Here is a 17898-nt window from a genome sequence, read left to right on the forward strand (position 1 = left end):
AAAAGTCAGCCGAAGACGTACTTGACTGCTTCCTGGAAGCCATAGTCAATCACGGTGACGAGCCCGATCATGATGACGACGAAGACAATCACCACGGTCGTGTACGTCGTCAGCTGGCTGCGCGTGGGCCAGACGACCTTGCGGAGCTCTGCGATGATCTGGCGGTAGAAGAGCGCGAGACGGCCCAGAGGGCCCTTCTTGCCGCGCTTGCCGCCCTTGCGGGACTTCTTCTTCGAGTCCGCGGCCTCGTCGTCGGCATCAGGCATGTCGATGGAGCCTACGGCGTCCGTCACGATCTCTCACCTGATTCCGGGTCGGCCGTGCCGCGCCCGGGTGGAGCCGCACGGCGGTGCAATGAAGTACGTACATGCGCACAACACCTGGCGGTGTGTGTAGCAGGGCCGGAGGGACTTGAACCCCCAACCGCCGGTTTTGGAGACCGGTGCTCTACCAATTGAGCTACGACCCTTTGTCGGTGCCCCCAACCTACCGCATCGTGAGATGTGGTCGGTGCGGGCCAACGAGCAGTGAGCATACGTGGTCAGAGGGCTCCACGTCGAACAGAAACCGGCCCGACCTGCCGTCGGGCGGGCGTACGACCGGTAATGACCGGTCCTGTCCGGTCCGTGAAACCTGTGTGTCGGCCCTCTGTACGGTCTGGGACGATGGGCCGCATGAGCGCTGCTACCCCTCCCACCGAGCGTCGGGTCTCCGCCCGGATCGGTGCGATCTCCGAGTCCGCCACCCTCGCCGTCGACGCCAAGGCCAAGGCCCTCAAGGCCGCCGGGCGCCCGGTGATCGGCTTCGGCGCGGGCGAGCCCGACTTCCCCACCCCCGACTACATCGTCGAGGCGGCCGTCGAGGCCTGCAAGAACCCGAAGTACCACCGCTACACGCCGGCCGGCGGTCTGCCCGAGCTGAAGACGGCCATCGCCGAGAAGACGCTCCGCGACTCCGGCTACGAGGTCGAGGCGTCCCAGGTCCTGGTGACCAACGGCGGCAAGCAGGCGATCTACGAGGCGTTCGCCGCGATCCTCGACCCGGGTGACGAGGTCATCGTCCCGGCGCCGTACTGGACCACGTACCCCGAGTCGATCCGCCTCGCGGGCGGCGTCCCGGTGGAGGTCGTGGCCGACGAGACCACCGGCTACCGGGTCTCGGTGGAGCAGCTGGAGGCCGCGCGCACGGAGAAGACCAAGGTCGTCCTCTTCGTGTCGCCGTCCAACCCGACCGGCGCGGTGTACAGCGAGGCGGACGTCGAGGCGATCGGCCGCTGGGCCGTCGAGCACGGCCTGTGGGTCCTCACGGACGAGATCTACGAGCACCTGGTCTACGGCGACGCGAAGTTCGTCTCGCTGCCGACGGTCGTGCCCGAGCTGCGCGACAAGTGCATCGTGGTCAACGGCGTGGCGAAGACGTACGCGATGACCGGCTGGCGCGTCGGGTGGATCGTGGGCCCGAAGGACGTCGTGAAGGCCGCGACGAACCTGCAGTCCCACGCCACGTCCAACGTGAGCAACGTCGCGCAGGTCGCCGCGCTCGCCGCCGTCTCGGGCAACCTGGACGCCGTCGCGGAGATGCGCGCCGCCTTCGACCGCCGCCGCCGGACGATCGTGCGGATGCTGAACGAGATCGAGGGCGTGTACTGCCCGACGCCGGAGGGCGCGTTCTACGCGTACCCGTCGGTGAAGGGCCTGCTCGGCAAGGAGATCCGCGGCAAGCGTCCGCAGTCCTCGGTCGAGCTGGCGGCCCTGATCCTGGACGAGGCCGAGGTCGCGGTCGTCCCGGGCGAGGCCTTCGGCACCCCCGGCTACCTGCGCCTGTCGTACGCGCTGGGCGACGAGGACCTGGTGGAGGGCGTGTCCCGGCTCCAGAAGCTCCTCGCCGAGGCGCGCGACTGACGCGGCGACCATCGCCCGACGGGCCCCCGGTTCACGGAACCGGGGGCCCGTTTTTGCGTTCTAGCAAGGTCCCGATCGGGGAAACGGGCTGTCGTCGCCCATTCGGGTGCGGCAGGATCGGCCGATGGAGCACGTTCACCGCGATCTCAGCACACTGCCCAAGGCCCATCTGCACCTGCACTTCACCGGTTCGATGCGGCCCACCACACTCATCGAGCTCGCCGACAAGTACGGGGTGCACCTTCCCGAGGCGCTGAGCAGCGCTACGCCTCCGAAGCTGCGGGCGACGGACGAGCGCGGCTGGTTCCGCTTCCAGCGCCTGTACGACATCGCCCGCTCCTGCCTGCGCGCCCCGGAGGACATCCAGCGGCTCGTCCGCGAGGCGGCCCAGGAGGACGTGCGCGACGGGTCCGGCTGGCTGGAGATCCAGGTCGACCCCACCTCGTACGCCCCGCACCTCGGCGGGCTCATCCCGGCGCTGGAGATCATCCTCGACGCGGTCGACGCGGCCTCGCGGGAGACGGGCCTGGGGATGCGGGTGCTCGTCGCGGCGAACCGGATGAAGCACCCGCTGGAGGCGCGGACGCTCGCGCGGCTCGCGGTGCGGTTCGCCGACCGGGGCGTGGTGGGCTTCGGCCTGTCCAACGACGAGCGGCGGGGCATGGCCCGGGATTTCGACCGGGCCTTCGCGATCGCCCGTGAGGGCGGTCTCCTCGCGGCCCCGCACGGCGGCGAGCTGACGGGTCCGGCGTCGGTACGGGACTGCCTGGACGACCTGCGGGCGTCCCGGGTCGGCCACGGCGTGCGGTCGGCGGAGGACCCGCGGCTGCTGCGCAGGCTCGCGGAGCGCGGGGTGACCTGCGAGGTCTGCCCGGCGTCGAACGTGGCGCTCGGCGTGTACGAGAAGCACGAGGACGTGCCGCTGCGGACCCTCTTCGACGCGGGGGTGCCGATGGCGCTGGGTGCCGACGACCCGCTGCTGTTCGGCTCGCGGCTGGCGGCGCAGTACGAGATCGCCCGCCGGCACCACGGGTTCACGGACGCGGAACTGGCCGAGCTGGCCCGTCAGTCGGTGCGGGGGTCGGCGGCGCCGACGGACGTCCGGGCGAAGCTGCTCGCCGGTATCGACGACTGGATCACCGGCTGAGACCCTGCCTCAGGGTGCGGGCGACCGCGCGCGAGGCCGTCGGGACCGGCGGCCGGCGGGGCGGGGTCCGAGCGGTCCCCGTCCGGCAGCGAACACACACATCGGGGGGATGCGACATGAAGCTGACCGTCTTCGGCGCGACCGGCGGCATCGGCCGCGAGATCGTCCGCCAGGCCCTGGCCGCGGGCCACGAGGTGACGGCGGTCGTACGGGACCCGGCGCGGCTGACGGTGACCGGCGAGCGCCTCGTGGTCCGGCGGACCGACCTGTCCGACCCCGACGCCCTCTGCGAGGCGGTCACGGGCCGGGACGCGGTGCTCTCGGGCCTGGGGGCCCGCGGCAGGGCGGACGCGGGCGTGGCCGCCCGGCTCACCCGGTCGGTGCTCAGGGCGATGGAGGTGGAGAGCGTGCGCCGCCTCCTGGTGGTCAGCGCCGCCCCGCTCGGCCCGGTCCCGGACGGCCAGGCCCTCCTGGACAAGGCCGTCCTCGCGATCGTCAGCTCGGTCCTGAAGGACGTCTACGCCGATCTGCGGGTCATGGAGTCCGACCTCGCCGCCAGCAGCGCCGACTGGACCTCCGTACGCCCTCCCAAGCTGACCGACAGGCGGCTCACCGGCCGCTACCGCACGGTCGTCGGCGGCACCCCGCCCCGCGGCCGCTCCCTCGCCCGCGCGGACGTGGCCCACGCGATGCTGGCGATGATCGACGACCCGGCGACGGTACGACAGGGCGTCGGGGTCGCGTACTAGCCGGCGCCGCGTACTGGCCGGCGCCGCGTACCCGGGGTGTCTTGTCGGTCAGGTCTCAGAGCGAGACGCCGACCGTCACGGGCTCGTTGACGAGGGTGATGCCGAAGGCCTCGTGGACGCCGGCGACGACCTCGCGCGCGAGGGCGAGGAGGTCCTCGGTGGTCGCCTCGCCCCGGTTGGTGAGGGCGAGCGTGTGCTTGGTGGAGATCCGGGCGGGACCGGAGCCGTACCCCTTGGTGAAGCCGGCGCGGTCGATCAGCCAGGCCGCGGAGGTCTTCACGGCGCCGTCCTCGCCGGCGGGGAAGGCCGGCGGGGTGACGTCGGGGCCGAGACGCCCCGCCACGCGCGTGAGGAAGGTCTCGTACTCCCCCGCCGTGAGGATCGGGTTGGTGAAGAAGGAGCCCGCGGACCAGGTGTCGTGGTCCTCCGGGTCCAGGACCATGCCCTTGGCCGCGCGGAGCTTCAGGACCGTCTCGCGGGCCGTCGCGAGCGGCACCCGGTCGCCCGCCTCCACGCCGAGGGCGCGGGCGGTCTCGGCGTACCTGAGCGGCGCCGACATCCCGTCGGCGTCCTCCAGCTCGAAGCGGACCCGCAGCACCACGTACCGGTCGGGCCGGTCCTTGAAGAGGCTGTGCCGGTACGAGAAGGCGCACTCGGCGTTGGTGAGGGTGACGGTCTCCCCGGCGCGCCGGTCGTAGGCGACGACCTCGGTCACGGTGGCCGAGACGTCCTGTCCGTACGCGCCGACGTTCTGGATCGGGGTCGCGCCGGCCGAGCCGGGGATGCCGGCCAGGCACTCGATCCCGGCGAGCCCGGCCTCCACGGTCCGCGCCACGGCGTCCGTCCAGACCTCGCCCGCGGCGAGTTCCAGGCGGGTGCCCTCCAGGGCGAAGCCGGTGGTGGCGATCCGCAGGGCCGTGCCGTCGAAGCCCTTGTCACCGATGACCAGGTTGGAGCCGCCGCCGATGATCAGCAGCGGGGTGCCCGTGGCGTCGGCCTCGCGGACCGCGGCGACCACCTCGTCGTCCGTGGTGGCGGTGACGAGCCGGGTGGCGGGGCCGCCGAGCCGGAAGGTGGTCAGGGGCGCGAGGGGGGCGTCGTTGAGGAGCTGCACGGGCTCAAGAGTACGGGCCCGCCGCTTCCGCGACGGGCCCGTGACGCTCGTGACGTCAGGCGAGGCGGACCACGGCGCGGCTCATGCCGAGCACCTTCTGCCCGGCGCTCATGGCCGTGATGTCGACCCGCACCTGCTGGTCGTCCAGCTTGGCGGCGACCTTGGCGCTGACCTCGATCTCGGCGCCCTTGTCGTCGTCGGGGACGATGACGGGCTTGGTGAAGCGGACGCCGTACTCGACGACGGCGGCCGGGTCGCCGGCCCAGTCGGTGACGACGCGGATGGCCTCGGCCATGGTGAACATGCCGTGGGCGATGACGTCCGGCAGGCCGACCCCGACCGCGAACTTCTCGTTCCAGTGGATGGGGTTGAAGTCCCCGGAGGCGCCGGCGTACCGGACGAGCGTGGCGCGGCTCACGGGGAAGCTCTGCGCGGGCAGCTCGGTGCCGACCTCGACCTCGTCGTAGGCGATCTTCGCGGTCATGGTCAGGCCCCCTCGGGTGCGCGGGAGACGAGCTTGGTCCAGGCGGTCACGACGTGCTCGCCGGAGGCGTCGTGGACCTCGCCGCGGATGTCCAGGATGTCGTTGCCGGCGAGGGACTTGATCGCCTCGATGGTGGAGGTGACCGAGAGCCGGTCCCCGGCGCGTACGGGCCGGGTGTAGGCGAACTTCTGGTCGCCGTGGACGACCCGGCTGTAGTCGAGGCCCAGCTGCGGGTCCTCGATCACCTGGCCGGCGGCCTTGAAGGTGATGGCGAACACGAAGGTGGGCGGAGCGATCACATCGGGGTGACCGAGTTCCTTGGCCGTCTCCTGGTCGGTGTACGCGGCATTCGCGTCACCGATCGCCTCGGCGAATTCGCGGATCTTCTCCCGGCCGACCTCGTAGGGCGCGGTGGGCGGATAGGTCCGGCCCACGAAGGACTGGTCGAGCGCCATGGACTCGATACCTCCTGCTGGATCTGTTGCGATAAACGACACGAGGCCGCCCCCTGGCGGGGACGGCCTCGTGTACGAGCCTGGTTAGCGCGTCTCGCGGTGCGCGGTGTGCGAGTTGCAGCGGGGGCAGTGCTTCTTCATCTCAAGACGGTCCGGGTTGTTACGCCGGTTCTTCTTGGTGATGTAGTTCCGCTCCTTGCACTCCACGCAGGCCAGCGTGATCTTCGGGCGGACGTCGGTGGCAGCCACGTGAGTGCTCCTTGACGGACGGATAGGATGGATTAACGCATGAAAGAGTAGCCGATCGCAGGACCGACCCCACAATCGGCTACCGTGTGTAGCGGTGACCGGACTTGAACCGGTGACACAGCGATTATGAGCCGCTTGCTCTACCGACTGAGCTACACCGCTTTGATGATCCGGATCCCACCCGAAGGCGGGATCCCTCTCACCAGAGCCCCAATACGGAATCGAACCGTAGACCTTCTCCTTACCATGGAGACGCTCTACCGACTGAGCTATTGGGGCGAGCGAGGAAGACATTACACGGTCTCCGGCCCATCACCCAAATCCGTTTCCCCCCGCCCTCACGACGGCCCTCACCAGGCGTCACGTAGGCCACTCGTGGACTCGTCGGTACGACTTTTGCGCACCTCCTCGAAGGCGGCTCCGAGCACCCCTAGGCTCGGCCCCACGCTTCGTGATCTTGACCTTGAGGAGCCTTGAGGAGCCCGATGTCAGCCGACAGCAAGCAGCCCCAGCCGCCCGAGGACGGGGCCGCCACCACCGCCGACTCGACCTCGCTCCTGCTCTGCCACGCCCGGCTCACCGACGGACGGACCGTGGACGTCCGCCTCGCCGGCGGCCGCATCGAGGCGGTCGGCACGGCCGGCAGCCTCGCCGCCGTCGGCGCACGGGTCGACCTCACCGGGTACCTGCTGCTGCCCGCCGCCGCCGAACCCCACGCGCACGCCGACACCGCGCTCTCCGCCGACGCCCCCGGCCCCGTCTCGTACGCCCCCGAGGAGGTCCAGCGCCGGGCCACCGAGGCGGCGCTGCTCCAGCTCGGGCACGGCGCGACCGCGCTCCGCGCGCACGTCCGGATCGGCGGCGTCCAGGGGCTCGGCCCGCTGGAGGCCGTGCTCCAGGCGCGGCGCTCGCTGCGCGGCCTCGCCGACCTCACGGCCGTCGCCGTCCCCCGGCTGCTCACCGGCGTGGCCGGCGCGGACGGGCTCGCCATGCTGCGGGACGCGGTGAAGATGGGCGCCGGCGTGGTGGGCGGCTGCCCCGACCTCGACCCGGACCCGGCCGGCTACGCGGAGGCCGTCCTGGAGATCGCGGCCGAGCACGGCGTCCCCGTCGACCTGCACACCGACGCCGACGACCCGGCCCGCCTCGCGCGGCTCGCGGCGATGGCCGGCGGACTGCGGCCCGGGGTCACGATCGGCCCGTGCGCCGGACTCGGCCGGCTCCCCGCCGACGCGGCCCGACGGGCGGCGGACCAGCTCGCGGCAGCCGGCGCGACCGTGGTGTGCCTGCCGCAGGGCGGCTGCGGAAGCACCGAGCCGCGCGGCGCGGCGCCGGTCCGGCTGCTGCGCGCGGCCGGCGTGCGGGTCGCCGCGGGCAGCGGGGCGCTGCGGGACGTGTCCAACCCCGTGGGGCGCGGCGACCCGCTGGAGGCGGCCTATCTGCTCGCCTCGCTCGGCGGCCTCTCGCCCCAGGAGGCGTACGCGGCGGTGAGCACGGAGGCGCGGGCGGCGATGGGGCTGCCGGAGGTGCGGGTCGAGGCCGGCTTCCCCGCGGAGCTGCTCGCGGTGCGCGGCGAACGCCTGTCGGGCGTGCTGTCCCTGGCGTACAGCCGGATCGTGGTGCACCGCGGGCGGGTGGTGGCGCGGACCAGCGCGGTGCGGGAGTACTGCGACTCGGCGGCCGCCCTCGACCTGCCTCGGCAGGCGCGCCCGGAGCGTCCGCCCGAGCCGGGGAGCCCTCCGGCCGGTCCCGTCGTACGGTCGTGAGTATGCGCATCGTCATCGCTGGAGGACACGGACGGATCGCCCTGCGCCTGGAGAGGCTGCTCGCGGCGCACGGACACGAGGTCGCGGGGATCATCCGCAAACCGGAGCAGGGCGCCGACCTGCGGGAGGCGGGAGCCGAGCCCGTCGTCCTGGACCTGGAGTCGGCGTCGGTCGAGATGGTCGCCGCCGTCCTCCAGGGCGCCGACGCGGCCGTCTTCGCGGCCGGTGCGGGGCCGGGCAGCGACGCGGCCCGCAAGGAGACGGTGGACCGCGCGGCCGCGGTGCTCTTCGCCGACGCGGCGGAACGGGCGGGCGTCCGCCGCTACCTGGTGGTCTCCTCGATGGGCGCCGACGCGAACCACCCGGGCGACGAGGTCTTCGACGCCTACCTCCGCGCCAAGGGCGCCGCCGACGACGACATCCGCGCCCGTACGGCCCTGGACTGGACGATCCTGCGCCCCGGCTCCCTCACCGACGACGCCGGCACGGGCCTGGTCCGGCTGGAGGCCCGCACGGGCCGCGGCCCCGTCCCCCGCGACGACGTCGCCGCCGCCCTCGCCGAACTCCTCGACACCCCCGCGACCGCCGGCCTCACCCTCGAACTCGTCACGGGCGCCACCCCGCTCTCCGTCGCCGTGAAGGACGTCGCCGGCAACTGACCCGTCCCCGTCCCCGGAAACGAGTGAAGGCCCCCGGCGCAAGCACCGGGGACCTTCTTCACGTGGCGACGCCAGGATTCGAACCTGGGTAGGCTAAGCCGACGGATTTACAGTCCGCTCCCATTGGCCACTCGGGCACATCGCCATGGGTTTGCTGCGTTGGTTTCCCGCTTTGCGGCGGTGTTCCGTGGCAACGACGTAAACAATACCTGATCCCGGGGGGTGGTTCGCCACCGGATTGATCAGCGGTTCGGAGCGTGGCGAAGCCCTAGGCTTTGGGCTGTACCCCACAGCACCCGAACAAGGAGCCACGAGTCATGGCCGACTCCAGTTTCGACATCGTGTCCAAGGTCGAGCGGCAGGAGGTCGACAACGCCCTCAACCAGGCCGTGAAGGAGATCTCGCAGCGCTACGACTTCAAGGGAACCAACGCCTCGATCTCCTGGTCGGGCGAGAAGATCCTGATGCAGGCGAGCGGCGAGGAGCGCGTCCTGGCGATCCTCGACATCTTCCAGTCCAAGCTGATCAAGCGGGGGATCTCGCTGAAGTCGCTGGACGTCGAGGGTGACCCGCAGCTGTCCGGCAAGGAGTACAAGCTCTTCGCCTCGGTGCAGGAGGGCATCTCCCAGGAGAACGCCAAGAAGGTCGCGAAGGCCATCCGGGACGAGGGTCCGAAGGGCGTCAAGGCGCAGGTGCAGGGTGACGAGCTGCGGGTCAGCTCGAAGAGCCGGGACGACCTGCAGGCCGTGCAGGCGCTGCTCAAGGGCAAGGACTTCGACTTCGCGATCCAGTTCGTGAACTACCGCTGACCCGTCGAGGCTCATGTCCGAATACCGCCGGTCGGAAGGTCGGCGGGCCCCGCACACTGGGTCGTGAGAGACCCGTGTGGGGAGAGGAACGAGCCATGACCGTGTACGCGTACGTCGACGGCCCCCTGGGCGAGATGCTGCTGGTCGGGCGGCTCGCCGAAGGGGGCCGTGCCGTGTTGCGCTCGCTGTCCCTGCCGGGGCAGAAGGGCGGCGTGGAGGTCGGGGACGGCTGGACGCACGCGCCCGGGGCGTTCGAGGAGGTCGCGGGGCAGCTGGGCGAGTACTTCGCCGGGCGCCGGGACCGGTTCGAGCTGGATCTGGCGACGGACGCCGGCACGGCGTTCCAGCGGCGGGTCTGGGAGGCGCTGGACGGGATCCCGTACGGGACGACCGCGTCGTACGGGGAGATCGCCCGCCGGGTCGGTTCGTCCGGGGCCGGGGTACGGGCGGTGGGGACGGCGATCGGGCGCAATCCGCTGCTCGTGGTGCGGCCCTGCCACCGGGTGATCGGGGCCGACGGAAGCCTGCGCGGGTACGCGGCGGGCCTTGAGCGCAAGGAGCGGCTGCTCGGCCTCGAAGGGGTCGGGGGGCTTGGGCTCGAAGGGGTCGGGGCGGTCGGGCTCGGAGGGGTCGGGGTGGTCGGGCTCGGAGGGGTCGGGGGGTGAGCGAGGGGCTCTTTCCCCGCGAGCGGGTCGTGATCGCGCCCGGGGCCGTGCACGTGCCGGGGTGGCTGTCGCTCGCGCGGCAGCGGGAGCTGGTGGAGGCCTGCCGGGAGTGGGGGCGGGGGCCGGTGCCGTACCGGCAGACGGTGCTGCCGGGCGGGGGTGTCATGTCGGTGCGGTCGCTGTGTCTGGGCCGGCGGTGGGTGCCGTACCGCTATCTCGACTCCGTCGCCGTCGAACTTCCGGACTGGCTGGCGGTCTTGGGCCGTGAGGCGCTGGTGGAGGCGTACGGGGAGGACGGCGGTTTCGCTCCCGACACGGCGCTCGTGAACTTCTACGCGCCGGGGGCGCGGATGGGGATGCACCAGGACCGGGAGGAGCGGACTGGTGCGCCGGTGGTGTCGTTGAGCCTCGGGGACCGGTGCGTCTTCCGGTTCGGGAACGAGGAGAACCGCGGGCGGCCCTACCAGGACGTCGAGTTGGCCTCCGGCGACCTCTTCGTCTTCGGCGGGGCGTCGCGGTGGGTCCACCACGGGGTGCCCCGGGTGTTCCCGGGGACGGCCGAGCCGGCGCTCGGGCTCACGGGACGGCTGAACATCACCCTGCGGGAGACCGGGTTCGGCGGTGATCCCACCGGGGCCCGGTCCGGGCGACGGGGCACCCCCTAGTGTGCGGGGCATGACAGAGGAACTGCGCCGGTCGCTCGGCGTCTTCGACGCGGTGGTGATCGGGCTCGGTTCGATGGTGGGCGCCGGGATCTTCGTGGCGCTCGGGCCGGCGGCGGACGCGGCCGGGTCGGGGGCCGGTCTGCTGTGGGCGCTCGGGGCCGCGGCCGTCGTCGCGTACGCCAATGCCATGGCGTCGGCTCGGCTCGCCGCCCGGTATCCGGCCTCCGGCGGCACATATGTTTACGGTCGCGAACGACTTGGGTCGTTCTGGGGGTATCTGGCGGGCTGGGCGTTCGTGGTCGGCAAGACGGCCTCGTGCGCGGCGATGGCGCTGACGGTCGGGGCGTACGTGTGGCCGGAGCAGGCGCACGCGGTGGCGGTCGCCGCCGTGGTGGCCCTGACGGCCGTCAACTACGGCGGAGTTCAGAAGTCGGCGCTGGTCACCCGGGTCGTCGTGGCGGTGGTGCTCGCGGTGCTCTCCGCCGTGGTCGTGGTGTGCGCGGGGGCCGGCGAGATCGCGCGCCTCTCCCCCGGCGGCGAGCTCACGGCGAGTGGGGTGCTCCAGGCGGCGGGTTTGCTCTTCTTCGCGTTCGCGGGGTACGCGCGGATCGCCACGCTCGGCGAGGAGGTCCGGGACCCGGCCCGCACGATCCCCCGTGCGGTGCCGGTGGCGCTCGGGATCACGCTGGCCGTCTACGGGCTCGTCGCGGTGAGCGTGCTCACCGTGCTCGGCCCGGCGGCCCTCGCCCACTCCCCCGCGCCGCTGGCCGACGCGGCCCGCGCGGCGGGCGCCGGGTGGCTGGTGCCGGTCGTGACGGTGGGCGCGGCGGTCGCGGCGCTCGGCTCGCTGCTCTCGCTGATCCTCGGGGTGTCCCGGACGACCCTGGCGATGGCCAGGGACGGCTATCTGCCGGCCGCGCTCACCGCCGTACACCCGCGCTTCCACGTGCCGCACCGGGCGGAGGTCGCGGTGGGCGCGGTGGTGGCCGTGGTGGCGGCGACGGCGGACGTGCGGGGCGCGATCGGCTTCTCGTCGTTCGGCGTGCTCGTCTACTACGGCATCGCGAACGCCTCCGCCTGGACCCTCGGCGGCCGCGGCCGGCCGCTGGCCGCGCTGGGGCTCGCGGGGTGCGGGACGCTCGCCTTCGCCCTGCCGCTCGGGTCCGTCCTGGCCGGGTTCGGCGTGGTCGCGGCCGGGGTGGTGGCGTGGGCCGTCAGTCGAGGACGAGCCGTACCCCCGCGGCCGTGAGGCCGTCGGCGAACTCCCGGAAGGTGGGCGGGCGGTCCTCCGCGTAGGGCAGGACGCCGAGGCAGCGGCGGGCCACGTCGGACCGGTGCCAGACCAGGGTGGTGCCGGCGAGCAGCTCGCCGATCGCCCGGGGCGCGCCGACGCCGAGGGCGCGACCGGGGCCGTGCACGGCCTCCCCCAGGGCGCAGAGAAGAGAGTCCTCGTCGACGACGTCGCCGCCGTCGAGGTGGTACGTGGCGCCCGGGAGGATCTCCGGGGCGCCGACGGCCCGGCGGGCGGCCTGGTTCAGCCACTCGCCGCGCGCCGGGCCGGTGAACCGCCGCCAGGTGCCGGGGTCGGCGGGGCGGGCGTCGCGCCAGAACTCCCAGACCTCCCGGACGGGGTGCGGCACGAGTCCCTCCCGGGGGAAGGCCACGGTGAGGTCGACCAGGCCGGGGGCGCGGGGCGAGGTGCCCCAGCCGGTGATGCGACCCGCGGCGGCCTCGTGGTGCACGCTGCCGACCGCGTCGAGTACCTGGTAGCGCACGGCCTCGAACTCCGCCGCCCCGGCGGCGAGGGCGTCGCGCAGCCCGCCGCGCGGCGAGCAGCCGACGAAGGTGACGTCGGTGTGGGTCCGCTCCGCCGGTTCCGGGGGCGAGACGCGGACGAGGTTTCCGCAGGGGACGGCGGGGGCGCCGGTGTACGACCGGCGGGGGCCGTCGGCCGACTCGACGACCACGACGTCGCCGCGCGCGCCGAGGACCCTGACGCCCGTGAAGCGCCAGGCGAGGCCGTCGGGGGTCCGGACGTGGAGGGTGCCGAGCGGGGCCGTGCCCTCCACGACGGCCTGGGTGACGGCCCTGGCCAGCTCGCCGCGCGGTTCGCAGCCGCGGAGCTCGTGGACGGGGCGCGGCGGCGGGACGGGCTCCCCGTACAGGCCGTCGACGTCCTTGCAGAGCGCGACGGCGTACAGGCCGGAGAGGAGGGCGTACCTCGGGTTTCGCACGGGCCCTCAGGGGGCCTGGTAGCCGTACGCGGCGTGTGCCTGGTCCGTGGGGACGATCTCCTTGCCGAGGGGCAGCAGGGAGACGGGGACCATCTTGAAGTTGGCGATGCCGAGCGGGATGCCGATGATCGTGATGCAGAGGGCGATGCCGGTGGTGATGTGGCCGAGGGCGAGCCACCAGCCGGCGAGGATCAGCCAGAGGACGTTGCCGACGAGGGACGGCGCGCCGGCGTCACGGCGGTCGACGACGGTCTGTCCGAACGGCCAGAGGGCGTAGACGCCGATGCGGAACGCGGCGAGTCCGAACGGGATGCCGATGATCGTGATGCAGAGCAGGACGCCCGCGAGCATGTAGCCGAGGAACATCCAGAATCCGCACAGGATCAGCCATATGACGTTGAGGATTGTCTTCACGGGCGGCGACCTGCCATCTGTTCGAGCCGGGCGATGCGCTCGGCCATCGGCGGATGGGTCGAGAACATCTTGGACAGACCCTGTCCGGGACGGAAAGGGTTTGCGATCATCATGTGGCTCGCGGTCTCGATCCGCGGCTCCGGGGGCAGGGGAAGCTGCTTGGTGCCCGCTTCCAGCTTGCGCAGCGCGCCGGCCAGGGCGAGCGGGTCGCCGGTGAGCTGGGCGCCCGAGGCGTCGGCCTCGTACTCGCGGGAGCGGGAGATGGCGAGCTGGATGATCGAGGCGGCGATGGGGCCGAGGATGACGATCATGAGGTAGCCGAGGAGGCCGGGGCCGTCGTCGTCGCTGGAGCGGCCGACGGGGATGAGCCAGGCGAAGTTGACCAGGAACATGACCACGGACGCGAGCGCTCCGGCGACCGAGGAGATCAGGATGTCCCGGTTGTAGACGTGGCTCAGCTCGTGGCCGATGACGCCGCGCAGCTCGCGCTCGTCGAGGATCGCGAGGATGCCCTCGGTGCAGCAGACGGCGGCGTTGCGCGGGTTGCGGCCGGTGGCGAACGCGTTCGGCGCCTGGGTCGGCGAGATGTAGAGCCGGGGCATCGGCTGGCGGGCCTGGGTGGAGAGCTCGCGCACCATCCGGTAGAGCGCGGGCGCCTCGAACTCGCTGACCGGGCGGGCCCGCATGGCCCGCAGCGCCATCTTGTCGCTGTTCCAGTACGCGTACGCGTTGGTGCCGAGCGCCACCACGAGGCCGACGATCAGCCCCGTGCGCCCGAAGAAGCTGCCGATGACGATGATGAGGGCTGAGAGCCCTCCGAGGAGTACGGCGGTCCTCAGCCCGTTGTGCCGGCGGTGCACGGTACGCCCTCCAGGTGGTGCGGCAGGGGAACCCTTCGCTTCGTGGCGGTCCTCCCCCGGACTCCGTCAGGGGGGCCACCACGTCCAGTGGACCCTCCCGTACTGGTCAACGCCAGGCGGGGGGCTCCGGTTCCCCGGCCGGCGGGGGGTGCCGTGTAGGCCGTACGGGTGATCAGCGGGCGGCGGGGATCTTGTCCAGACCGTTCAGGCCCAGGGCGACGGGCTCGACCTCGCTGGTGCAGTGGGCGCAGCGGGAGGCGATGGCCGGGATCTCGGTGAAGCAGCGGGGGCAGTCGCGCTTCTCCGACTTGGGGTCGGCGGCCTCCGCCTTGACGAACCTGTCCTGGATCTTCGTCATGGGGACGACGATCAGGAAGTACAGGACGGCGGCCGTGATGACGAACGCGATGACCGCGGCGATGGCCAGGCCGTACGGGAAGACCGCGCCCTTGATCGTGAAGCTCGCCTCGCTGAAGTCGCCGACGGAGCCGGTGGCGAGACCGATGAGCGGGGTGATGAAGGCCTTGCTGAAGCCGGTGACGACGGCCGTGAACGCCGAGCCGACGGCCAGACCGATGGCCATCGAGATGACGTTCCCGCGAAGTATGAAGTCCTTGAATCCGTTCAGCACGGGGTGTTGCTCCTCGGTTTTTCTCTGGGGGATCAGAAGAGCGCCGTCGTCGCGAAGCGGAGGGCGAACTGGGGGTAGCCCGACAGGACGACTCCGGCGGCGGCGGTCAGCGCGATCGCCAGGGTGACCGGCACGGGGGCCCGGTGGCGGGCCGGCTCGGCGGCCCCTTCCGGCGTGCGGAAGAGCAGGGCCGTCCAGCGCAGGTAGTAGTACAGCGCGATCACGACGTTGACGCCCATGACCACGGCGAGCCAGCCCAGGCCCGCGTCGACGGCCGCCGAGAAGACGGTCACCTTGGCGAAGAGGCCGATGATACCCGGGGGCAAACCGGCCAGATTCAGGAGGAAGAACCCGAGGGCGAGGGCCGCGGCGGGGCTGGCCGCGTACAGGCCCCGGTAGTCCGCGAGCCGGTTGCGGGGGTGGGAACGGGCGACGAGCGCGACGACCGCGAAGGCGCCGAGGTTCACGACGGCGTACATCAGGGCGTACGCGACGGTGGCGCCGATCTGGTCGTCGCCGGAGTACGCGGCGGCGGCGATCGGCACCAGGAGGTAGCCGGCCTGGGCGACGGAGGACCAGGCCAGCAGCCGGACCGCGCTCCACGCGCGCGTGGAGACCTGCCGGAGGGCGGCGACGTTGCCCGCGGTCATGGTGAGCGCGGCGAGGACGGCGAGCGCCGGGCCCCACACGTCCGCGTACGACGGGAAGGCGACGACGGTCACCAGGACGAGTCCGGTGAAGCCGACGGCCTTGCCGACCACGGACAGGTAGGCGGCGACGGGCAGCGGCGCGCCCACGTAGGTGTCGGGCACCCAGAAGTGGAAGGGGACGGCGGCCGTCTTGAAGGCGAAGCCGACCAGGGTGAGCGCGACGCCCGCCTCGGCGAGCGTCTGGAGCTGTCCGGGCACGTCGTCGAGGCGCTGGGCGATCTCCGTGAGGTGGAGGGTGCCGGTCGCCGCGTACACGAAGCTGGCGCCGAGGAGGGTCACGGCGGTCGCGGTGACGGAGGAGAGGAAGAACTTGAGCGCGGCCTCGCCGGACATGCGGTCGCCGCGCTTGAGGCCGACGAGCGCGAAGGCCGGCAGCGAGGCCACCTCCAGGGCGATCACGAGGGTCGCCAGGTCGCGGGAGGCGGGCAGCAGGGCGGCGCCGGCGGCCGAGGACAGCAGCAGGAACCAGAACTCGCCGGCCGGGAGCTTCTCGCGGGTGTCCGAGAGCGACAGCAGCGCCGTCAGGAGCGCGCCGGCGAGGACGAGCAGCTGGATGACCAGGGTGAACTGGTCGGCGGTGTAGCTGCACGCCGACAGGCGGGTGTCGGCGGTGAGGCAGAAGGTCTCGCGGTCGCCGGCCCGCAGCGGGACGAGGAGGGCGAGCGCGGCGGTCAGGCCGCCGACGGCCGTCCAGCCGAGGAGCTGCTTGCGCTCCGGCGGGACGAAGAGGTCGGCGACGAGGACGACGAGGGCGACCACGGCCGTGAGGGTCGGGGGCGCGATCGCGAGCCAGTCGACGGACTGGACGAGCGACTCGCTGGCGAACGACGTCACTGGGTGCCTCCGGCGAGGAGCTTCTGGACGGCCGGGTCGGTGAGGCCGAGGAGGACGGCGGGCCAGAGTCCGGCGAGGACGGTGAGGGCGACGAGCGGGGTCCAGGCGGCGAACTCGTACCCCTGGACGTCGGCGATCGCCGGCTCCCCCGCGGGCCGCGTGCCGCCCATGCAGACGCGGCGCACGACGAGGAGGAGGTAGGCGGCGGTCAGCAGGGTGCCGAACGCGCCGATCGCCATGAACGTGAGGAAGGCGGGGCGGCTGAGGCCCTCGGCGGGTTCGAAGGCTCCGAACAGGGCGAGCATCTCGCCCCAGAAGCCGGCCAGGCCCGGCAGGCCGAGGGAGGCGACGGCGGCGAAGGCGAGGAGCGCGCCGAGGCGCGGGGCGCGGCCGTAGAGGGCGGCGCCGGTGGCGCCCGCGAGGGTGTCGAGGTCGGCCGTGCCGTACCGGTCCTTGACGGCACCCACCAGGAAGAAGAGCAGGCCGGTGACGAGGCCGTGGGCGATGTTCGCGAACAGCGCGCCGTTGACGCCCGTCGGGGTCATCGTCGCGATGCCGAGGAGCACGAAGCCCATGTGGCCGACGGAGGAGTACGCGATGAGGCGCTTGAGATCGCCCTTGTTGCCGGGCTTCACGAGGGCGAGGCAGGCCAGCGACCCGTAGACGATCCCGGCGACGGCGAAGGCCGCGAGGTACGGGGCGAAGATCCGCATGCCGTCGGGGGCGATCGGCAGCACGATCCGGACGAAGCCGTACGTGCCCATCTTCAGGAGCACGCCGGCGAGGAGGACCGAGCCGACCGTCGGGGCGGCGGTGTGGGCGTCCGGGAGCCAGCTGTGCAGCGGCCACATCGGGGTCTTGACCGCGAGCCCGAGACCGATCGCGAGAACGGCGATGACCTGCACGGACGTGGTCAGGCCGCGGCCGTTGTCAGTGGCGAGTGCCAGCATGTCGAAGGTGCCGGCCTTCACTCCGATGAGGAGCAGGCCGAGCAGCATGACGACGGAGCCGAGCAGCGTGTAGAGGATGAACTTCCAGGCGGCGGCCTGCCTGCCCTCGCCGCCCCAGCGGGCGATGAGGAAGTACATCGGGATGAGGACCATCTCGAAGGCCAGGAAGAACAGCACCAGGTCGAGGACGGCGAAGGTGGCGAGGGTGCCGGACTCCAGGACGAGGAGGAGCGCGACGAAGGCCTTCGGGGACGGGCCCGCGGGCATCTTGAAGTAGCTGTACAGCGCGCAGAGGAAGGTCAGCAGCGCGGTCAGGACCAGGAGGGGGAGCGAGATGCCGTCGACACCGAGGTGGATGCGCACGTCGAGTGCCCTGATCCAGCTGATGTCCGTCGTGGCCTGCATCGTCGAGGGGTGGTCGTGGTCGAAGCCGAGCGCGAGGACGATCGCGGCCAGCAGGATCACGCCGGTGACGGTGACGCCGTGGCGGAGCACGGCCTGGTCGGGTGACGTCCCCTTCAACCCGGGCGGCGCCGGGAGGAGAGCGGCGACGGCGCCGACGAGCGGACCGGCGACGATCGCCGCCAGAAGGAACTGCATCA

General features: G+C 72.3%; 19 protein-coding genes, 4 tRNA genes and 1 pseudogene. 9 read left to right on the forward strand and 15 right to left on the reverse strand.

Annotated features, from left to right (window positions below):
* Nucleotides 1-5: 5 nt before the first annotated feature.
* Nucleotides 6-293, reverse strand: a complete 288-nt coding sequence (gene secE, locus AC067A_RS06270; protein WP_017239539.1) for a preprotein translocase subunit SecE — start codon at nucleotides 291-293, stop codon at nucleotides 6-8.
* A 103-nt stretch (nucleotides 294-396) separates the two neighbouring features.
* Nucleotides 397-469: transfer RNA gene (locus tag AC067A_RS06275), tRNA-Trp, on the reverse strand.
* 205 nt (nucleotides 470-674) lie between these two features.
* Between AC067A_RS06275 and AC067A_RS06280 the strand changes: the two genes are divergently transcribed.
* The 3 genes from AC067A_RS06280 to AC067A_RS06290 all read left to right on the forward strand — a co-directional run bounded on the left by AC067A_RS06280 (nucleotide 675) and on the right by AC067A_RS06290 (nucleotide 3797).
* A complete protein-coding gene (locus tag AC067A_RS06280; RefSeq protein WP_478615226.1) occupies nucleotides 675-1901 on the forward strand; it encodes a pyridoxal phosphate-dependent aminotransferase in 1227 nt (408 codons plus the stop codon).
* A gap of 124 nt (nucleotides 1902-2025) precedes the next feature.
* Nucleotides 2026-3048: an adenosine deaminase gene (locus AC067A_RS06285; protein WP_478615229.1), complete on the forward strand. Its 1023-nt coding sequence runs from the start codon at nucleotides 2026-2028 to the stop codon at nucleotides 3046-3048.
* A gap of 116 nt (nucleotides 3049-3164) precedes the next feature.
* Nucleotides 3165-3797: an NAD(P)-dependent oxidoreductase gene (locus AC067A_RS06290; RefSeq protein WP_478615232.1), complete on the forward strand. Its 633-nt coding sequence runs from the start codon at nucleotides 3165-3167 to the stop codon at nucleotides 3795-3797.
* 55 nt (nucleotides 3798-3852) lie between these two features.
* Here the strand turns inward: AC067A_RS06290 and AC067A_RS06295 are convergent.
* From AC067A_RS06295 to AC067A_RS06320, 6 genes and pseudogenes are all read right to left on the reverse strand, one after another.
* A pseudogene (locus AC067A_RS06295) lies at nucleotides 3853-4929 on the reverse strand (UDP-N-acetylmuramate dehydrogenase); the annotation flags it as partial.
* A gap of 37 nt (nucleotides 4930-4966) precedes the next feature.
* Nucleotides 4967-5395 carry a MaoC family dehydratase gene (locus AC067A_RS06300; protein WP_478615235.1) on the reverse strand — a complete coding sequence of 143 codons (429 nt, stop codon included), beginning with the start codon at nucleotides 5393-5395 and terminating at the stop codon, nucleotides 4967-4969.
* Nucleotides 5396-5397: 2 nt separating this feature from the next.
* Nucleotides 5398-5850 carry an FAS1-like dehydratase domain-containing protein gene (locus tag AC067A_RS06305; protein WP_478615238.1) on the reverse strand — a complete coding sequence of 151 codons (453 nt, stop codon included), beginning with the start codon at nucleotides 5848-5850 and terminating at the stop codon, nucleotides 5398-5400.
* An 84-nt stretch (nucleotides 5851-5934) separates the two neighbouring features.
* Nucleotides 5935-6099, reverse strand: a complete 165-nt coding sequence (gene rpmG / locus AC067A_RS06310) for a 50S ribosomal protein L33 (protein WP_003956487.1) — start codon at nucleotides 6097-6099, stop codon at nucleotides 5935-5937.
* A gap of 89 nt (nucleotides 6100-6188) precedes the next feature.
* Nucleotides 6189-6261: transfer RNA gene (locus AC067A_RS06315), tRNA-Met, on the reverse strand.
* A 44-nt stretch (nucleotides 6262-6305) separates the two neighbouring features.
* Nucleotides 6306-6378, reverse strand: a tRNA-Thr gene (locus tag AC067A_RS06320).
* 206 nt (nucleotides 6379-6584) lie between these two features.
* On the opposite strand from AC067A_RS06320, the gene AC067A_RS06325 reads away from it, so the two are divergent.
* Nucleotides 6585-7865: an amidohydrolase family protein gene (locus AC067A_RS06325; RefSeq protein ID WP_478615240.1), complete on the forward strand. Its 1281-nt coding sequence runs from the start codon at nucleotides 6585-6587 to the stop codon at nucleotides 7863-7865.
* 2 nt (nucleotides 7866-7867) lie between these two features.
* Nucleotides 7868-8524, forward strand: coding sequence for an SDR family oxidoreductase (locus tag AC067A_RS06330; protein ID WP_478615242.1), 657 nt, complete (start codon nucleotides 7868-7870; stop codon nucleotides 8522-8524).
* 63 nt (nucleotides 8525-8587) lie between these two features.
* Here the strand turns inward: AC067A_RS06330 and AC067A_RS06335 are convergent.
* Nucleotides 8588-8669, reverse strand: a tRNA-Tyr gene (locus AC067A_RS06335).
* 172 nt (nucleotides 8670-8841) lie between these two features.
* On the opposite strand from AC067A_RS06335, the gene AC067A_RS06340 reads away from it, so the two are divergent.
* The 4 genes from AC067A_RS06340 to AC067A_RS06355 all read left to right on the forward strand — a co-directional run bounded on the left by AC067A_RS06340 (nucleotide 8842) and on the right by AC067A_RS06355 (nucleotide 11912).
* Nucleotides 8842-9333, forward strand: coding sequence for a YajQ family cyclic di-GMP-binding protein (locus tag AC067A_RS06340; RefSeq protein ID WP_478615245.1), 492 nt, complete (start codon nucleotides 8842-8844; stop codon nucleotides 9331-9333).
* A 95-nt stretch (nucleotides 9334-9428) separates the two neighbouring features.
* A complete protein-coding gene (locus AC067A_RS06345) occupies nucleotides 9429-9998 on the forward strand; it encodes a methylated-DNA--[protein]-cysteine S-methyltransferase (protein ID WP_478615248.1) in 570 nt (189 codons plus the stop codon).
* Complete coding sequence (locus AC067A_RS06350) at nucleotides 9995-10663, forward strand: alpha-ketoglutarate-dependent dioxygenase AlkB family protein (protein WP_478615251.1); 669 nt, start codon at nucleotides 9995-9997, stop codon at nucleotides 10661-10663. Before AC067A_RS06345 ends, AC067A_RS06350 begins: the two co-directional genes overlap by 4 nt.
* A 10-nt stretch (nucleotides 10664-10673) precedes the next feature.
* Entirely contained in the window at nucleotides 10674-11912 is a 1239-nt protein-coding gene (locus AC067A_RS06355; protein ID WP_478615254.1) for an APC family permease, read from the forward strand.
* Here the strand turns inward: AC067A_RS06355 and AC067A_RS06360 are convergent.
* The 6 genes from AC067A_RS06360 to AC067A_RS06385 all read right to left on the reverse strand — a co-directional run bounded on the left by AC067A_RS06360 (nucleotide 11878) and on the right by AC067A_RS06385 (nucleotide 17896).
* Nucleotides 11878-12897, reverse strand: coding sequence for a barstar family protein (locus AC067A_RS06360; protein ID WP_478615257.1), 1020 nt, complete (start codon nucleotides 12895-12897; stop codon nucleotides 11878-11880). The two genes, AC067A_RS06355 and AC067A_RS06360, sit on opposite strands and share 35 nt — an antisense overlap.
* A 6-nt stretch (nucleotides 12898-12903) precedes the next feature.
* The gene (locus tag AC067A_RS06365; RefSeq protein ID WP_478615260.1) at nucleotides 12904-13311 is read right to left on the reverse strand and encodes a YccF domain-containing protein; all 408 of its coding nucleotides are present in this window, start codon (nucleotides 13309-13311) and stop codon (nucleotides 12904-12906) included.
* Complete coding sequence (gene htpX / locus AC067A_RS06370) at nucleotides 13308-14171, reverse strand: zinc metalloprotease HtpX (protein ID WP_478615263.1); 864 nt, start codon at nucleotides 14169-14171, stop codon at nucleotides 13308-13310. The genes AC067A_RS06365 and htpX overlap by 4 nt, the downstream gene beginning before the upstream one ends.
* A 172-nt stretch (nucleotides 14172-14343) precedes the next feature.
* The gene (gene mscL / locus AC067A_RS06375; RefSeq protein WP_478615265.1) at nucleotides 14344-14802 is read right to left on the reverse strand and encodes a large conductance mechanosensitive channel protein MscL; all 459 of its coding nucleotides are present in this window, start codon (nucleotides 14800-14802) and stop codon (nucleotides 14344-14346) included.
* 32 nt (nucleotides 14803-14834) lie between these two features.
* Nucleotides 14835-16346 carry an NADH-quinone oxidoreductase subunit N gene (locus tag AC067A_RS06380; RefSeq protein WP_478615268.1) on the reverse strand — a complete coding sequence of 504 codons (1512 nt, stop codon included), beginning with the start codon at nucleotides 16344-16346 and terminating at the stop codon, nucleotides 14835-14837.
* A complete protein-coding gene (locus AC067A_RS06385; protein ID WP_478615646.1) occupies nucleotides 16343-17896 on the reverse strand; it encodes a complex I subunit 4 family protein in 1554 nt (517 codons plus the stop codon). Before AC067A_RS06385 ends, AC067A_RS06380 begins: the two co-directional genes overlap by 4 nt.
* Between the last annotated feature and the right edge of the window lie 2 nt (nucleotides 17897-17898).

The sequence above is a fragment of the Streptomyces sp. NPDC043176 genome (genome assembly GCF_056436715.1).

Excerpts from the sequence above, each read along its gene's own strand:
- AC067A_RS06280 (WP_478615226.1), top strand. The coding sequence starts at position 675 with ATGAGCGCTGCTACCCCTCCCACCGAGCGTCGGGTCTCCGCCCGGATC.
- AC067A_RS06285 (WP_478615229.1), top strand. The coding sequence starts at position 2,026 with ATGGAGCACGTTCACCGCGATCTCAGCACACTGCCCAAGGCCCATCTG.
- AC067A_RS06290 (WP_478615232.1), top strand. The coding sequence starts at position 3,165 with ATGAAGCTGACCGTCTTCGGCGCGACCGGCGGCATCGGCCGCGAGATC.
- AC067A_RS06300 (WP_478615235.1), bottom strand. The coding sequence starts at position 5,395 with ATGACCGCGAAGATCGCCTACGACGAGGTCGAGGTCGGCACCGAGCTG.
- AC067A_RS06305 (WP_478615238.1), bottom strand. The coding sequence starts at position 5,850 with ATGGCGCTCGACCAGTCCTTCGTGGGCCGGACCTATCCGCCCACCGCG.
- AC067A_RS06325 (WP_478615240.1), top strand. The coding sequence starts at position 6,585 with ATGTCAGCCGACAGCAAGCAGCCCCAGCCGCCCGAGGACGGGGCCGCC.
- AC067A_RS06330 (WP_478615242.1), top strand. The coding sequence starts at position 7,868 with ATGCGCATCGTCATCGCTGGAGGACACGGACGGATCGCCCTGCGCCTG.
- AC067A_RS06340 (WP_478615245.1), top strand. The coding sequence starts at position 8,842 with ATGGCCGACTCCAGTTTCGACATCGTGTCCAAGGTCGAGCGGCAGGAG.
- AC067A_RS06345 (WP_478615248.1), top strand. The coding sequence starts at position 9,429 with ATGACCGTGTACGCGTACGTCGACGGCCCCCTGGGCGAGATGCTGCTG.
- AC067A_RS06355 (WP_478615254.1), top strand. The coding sequence starts at position 10,674 with ATGACAGAGGAACTGCGCCGGTCGCTCGGCGTCTTCGACGCGGTGGTG.
- AC067A_RS06385 (WP_478615646.1), bottom strand. The coding sequence starts at position 17,896 with ATGCAGTTCCTTCTGGCGGCGATCGTCGCCGGTCCGCTCGTCGGCGCC.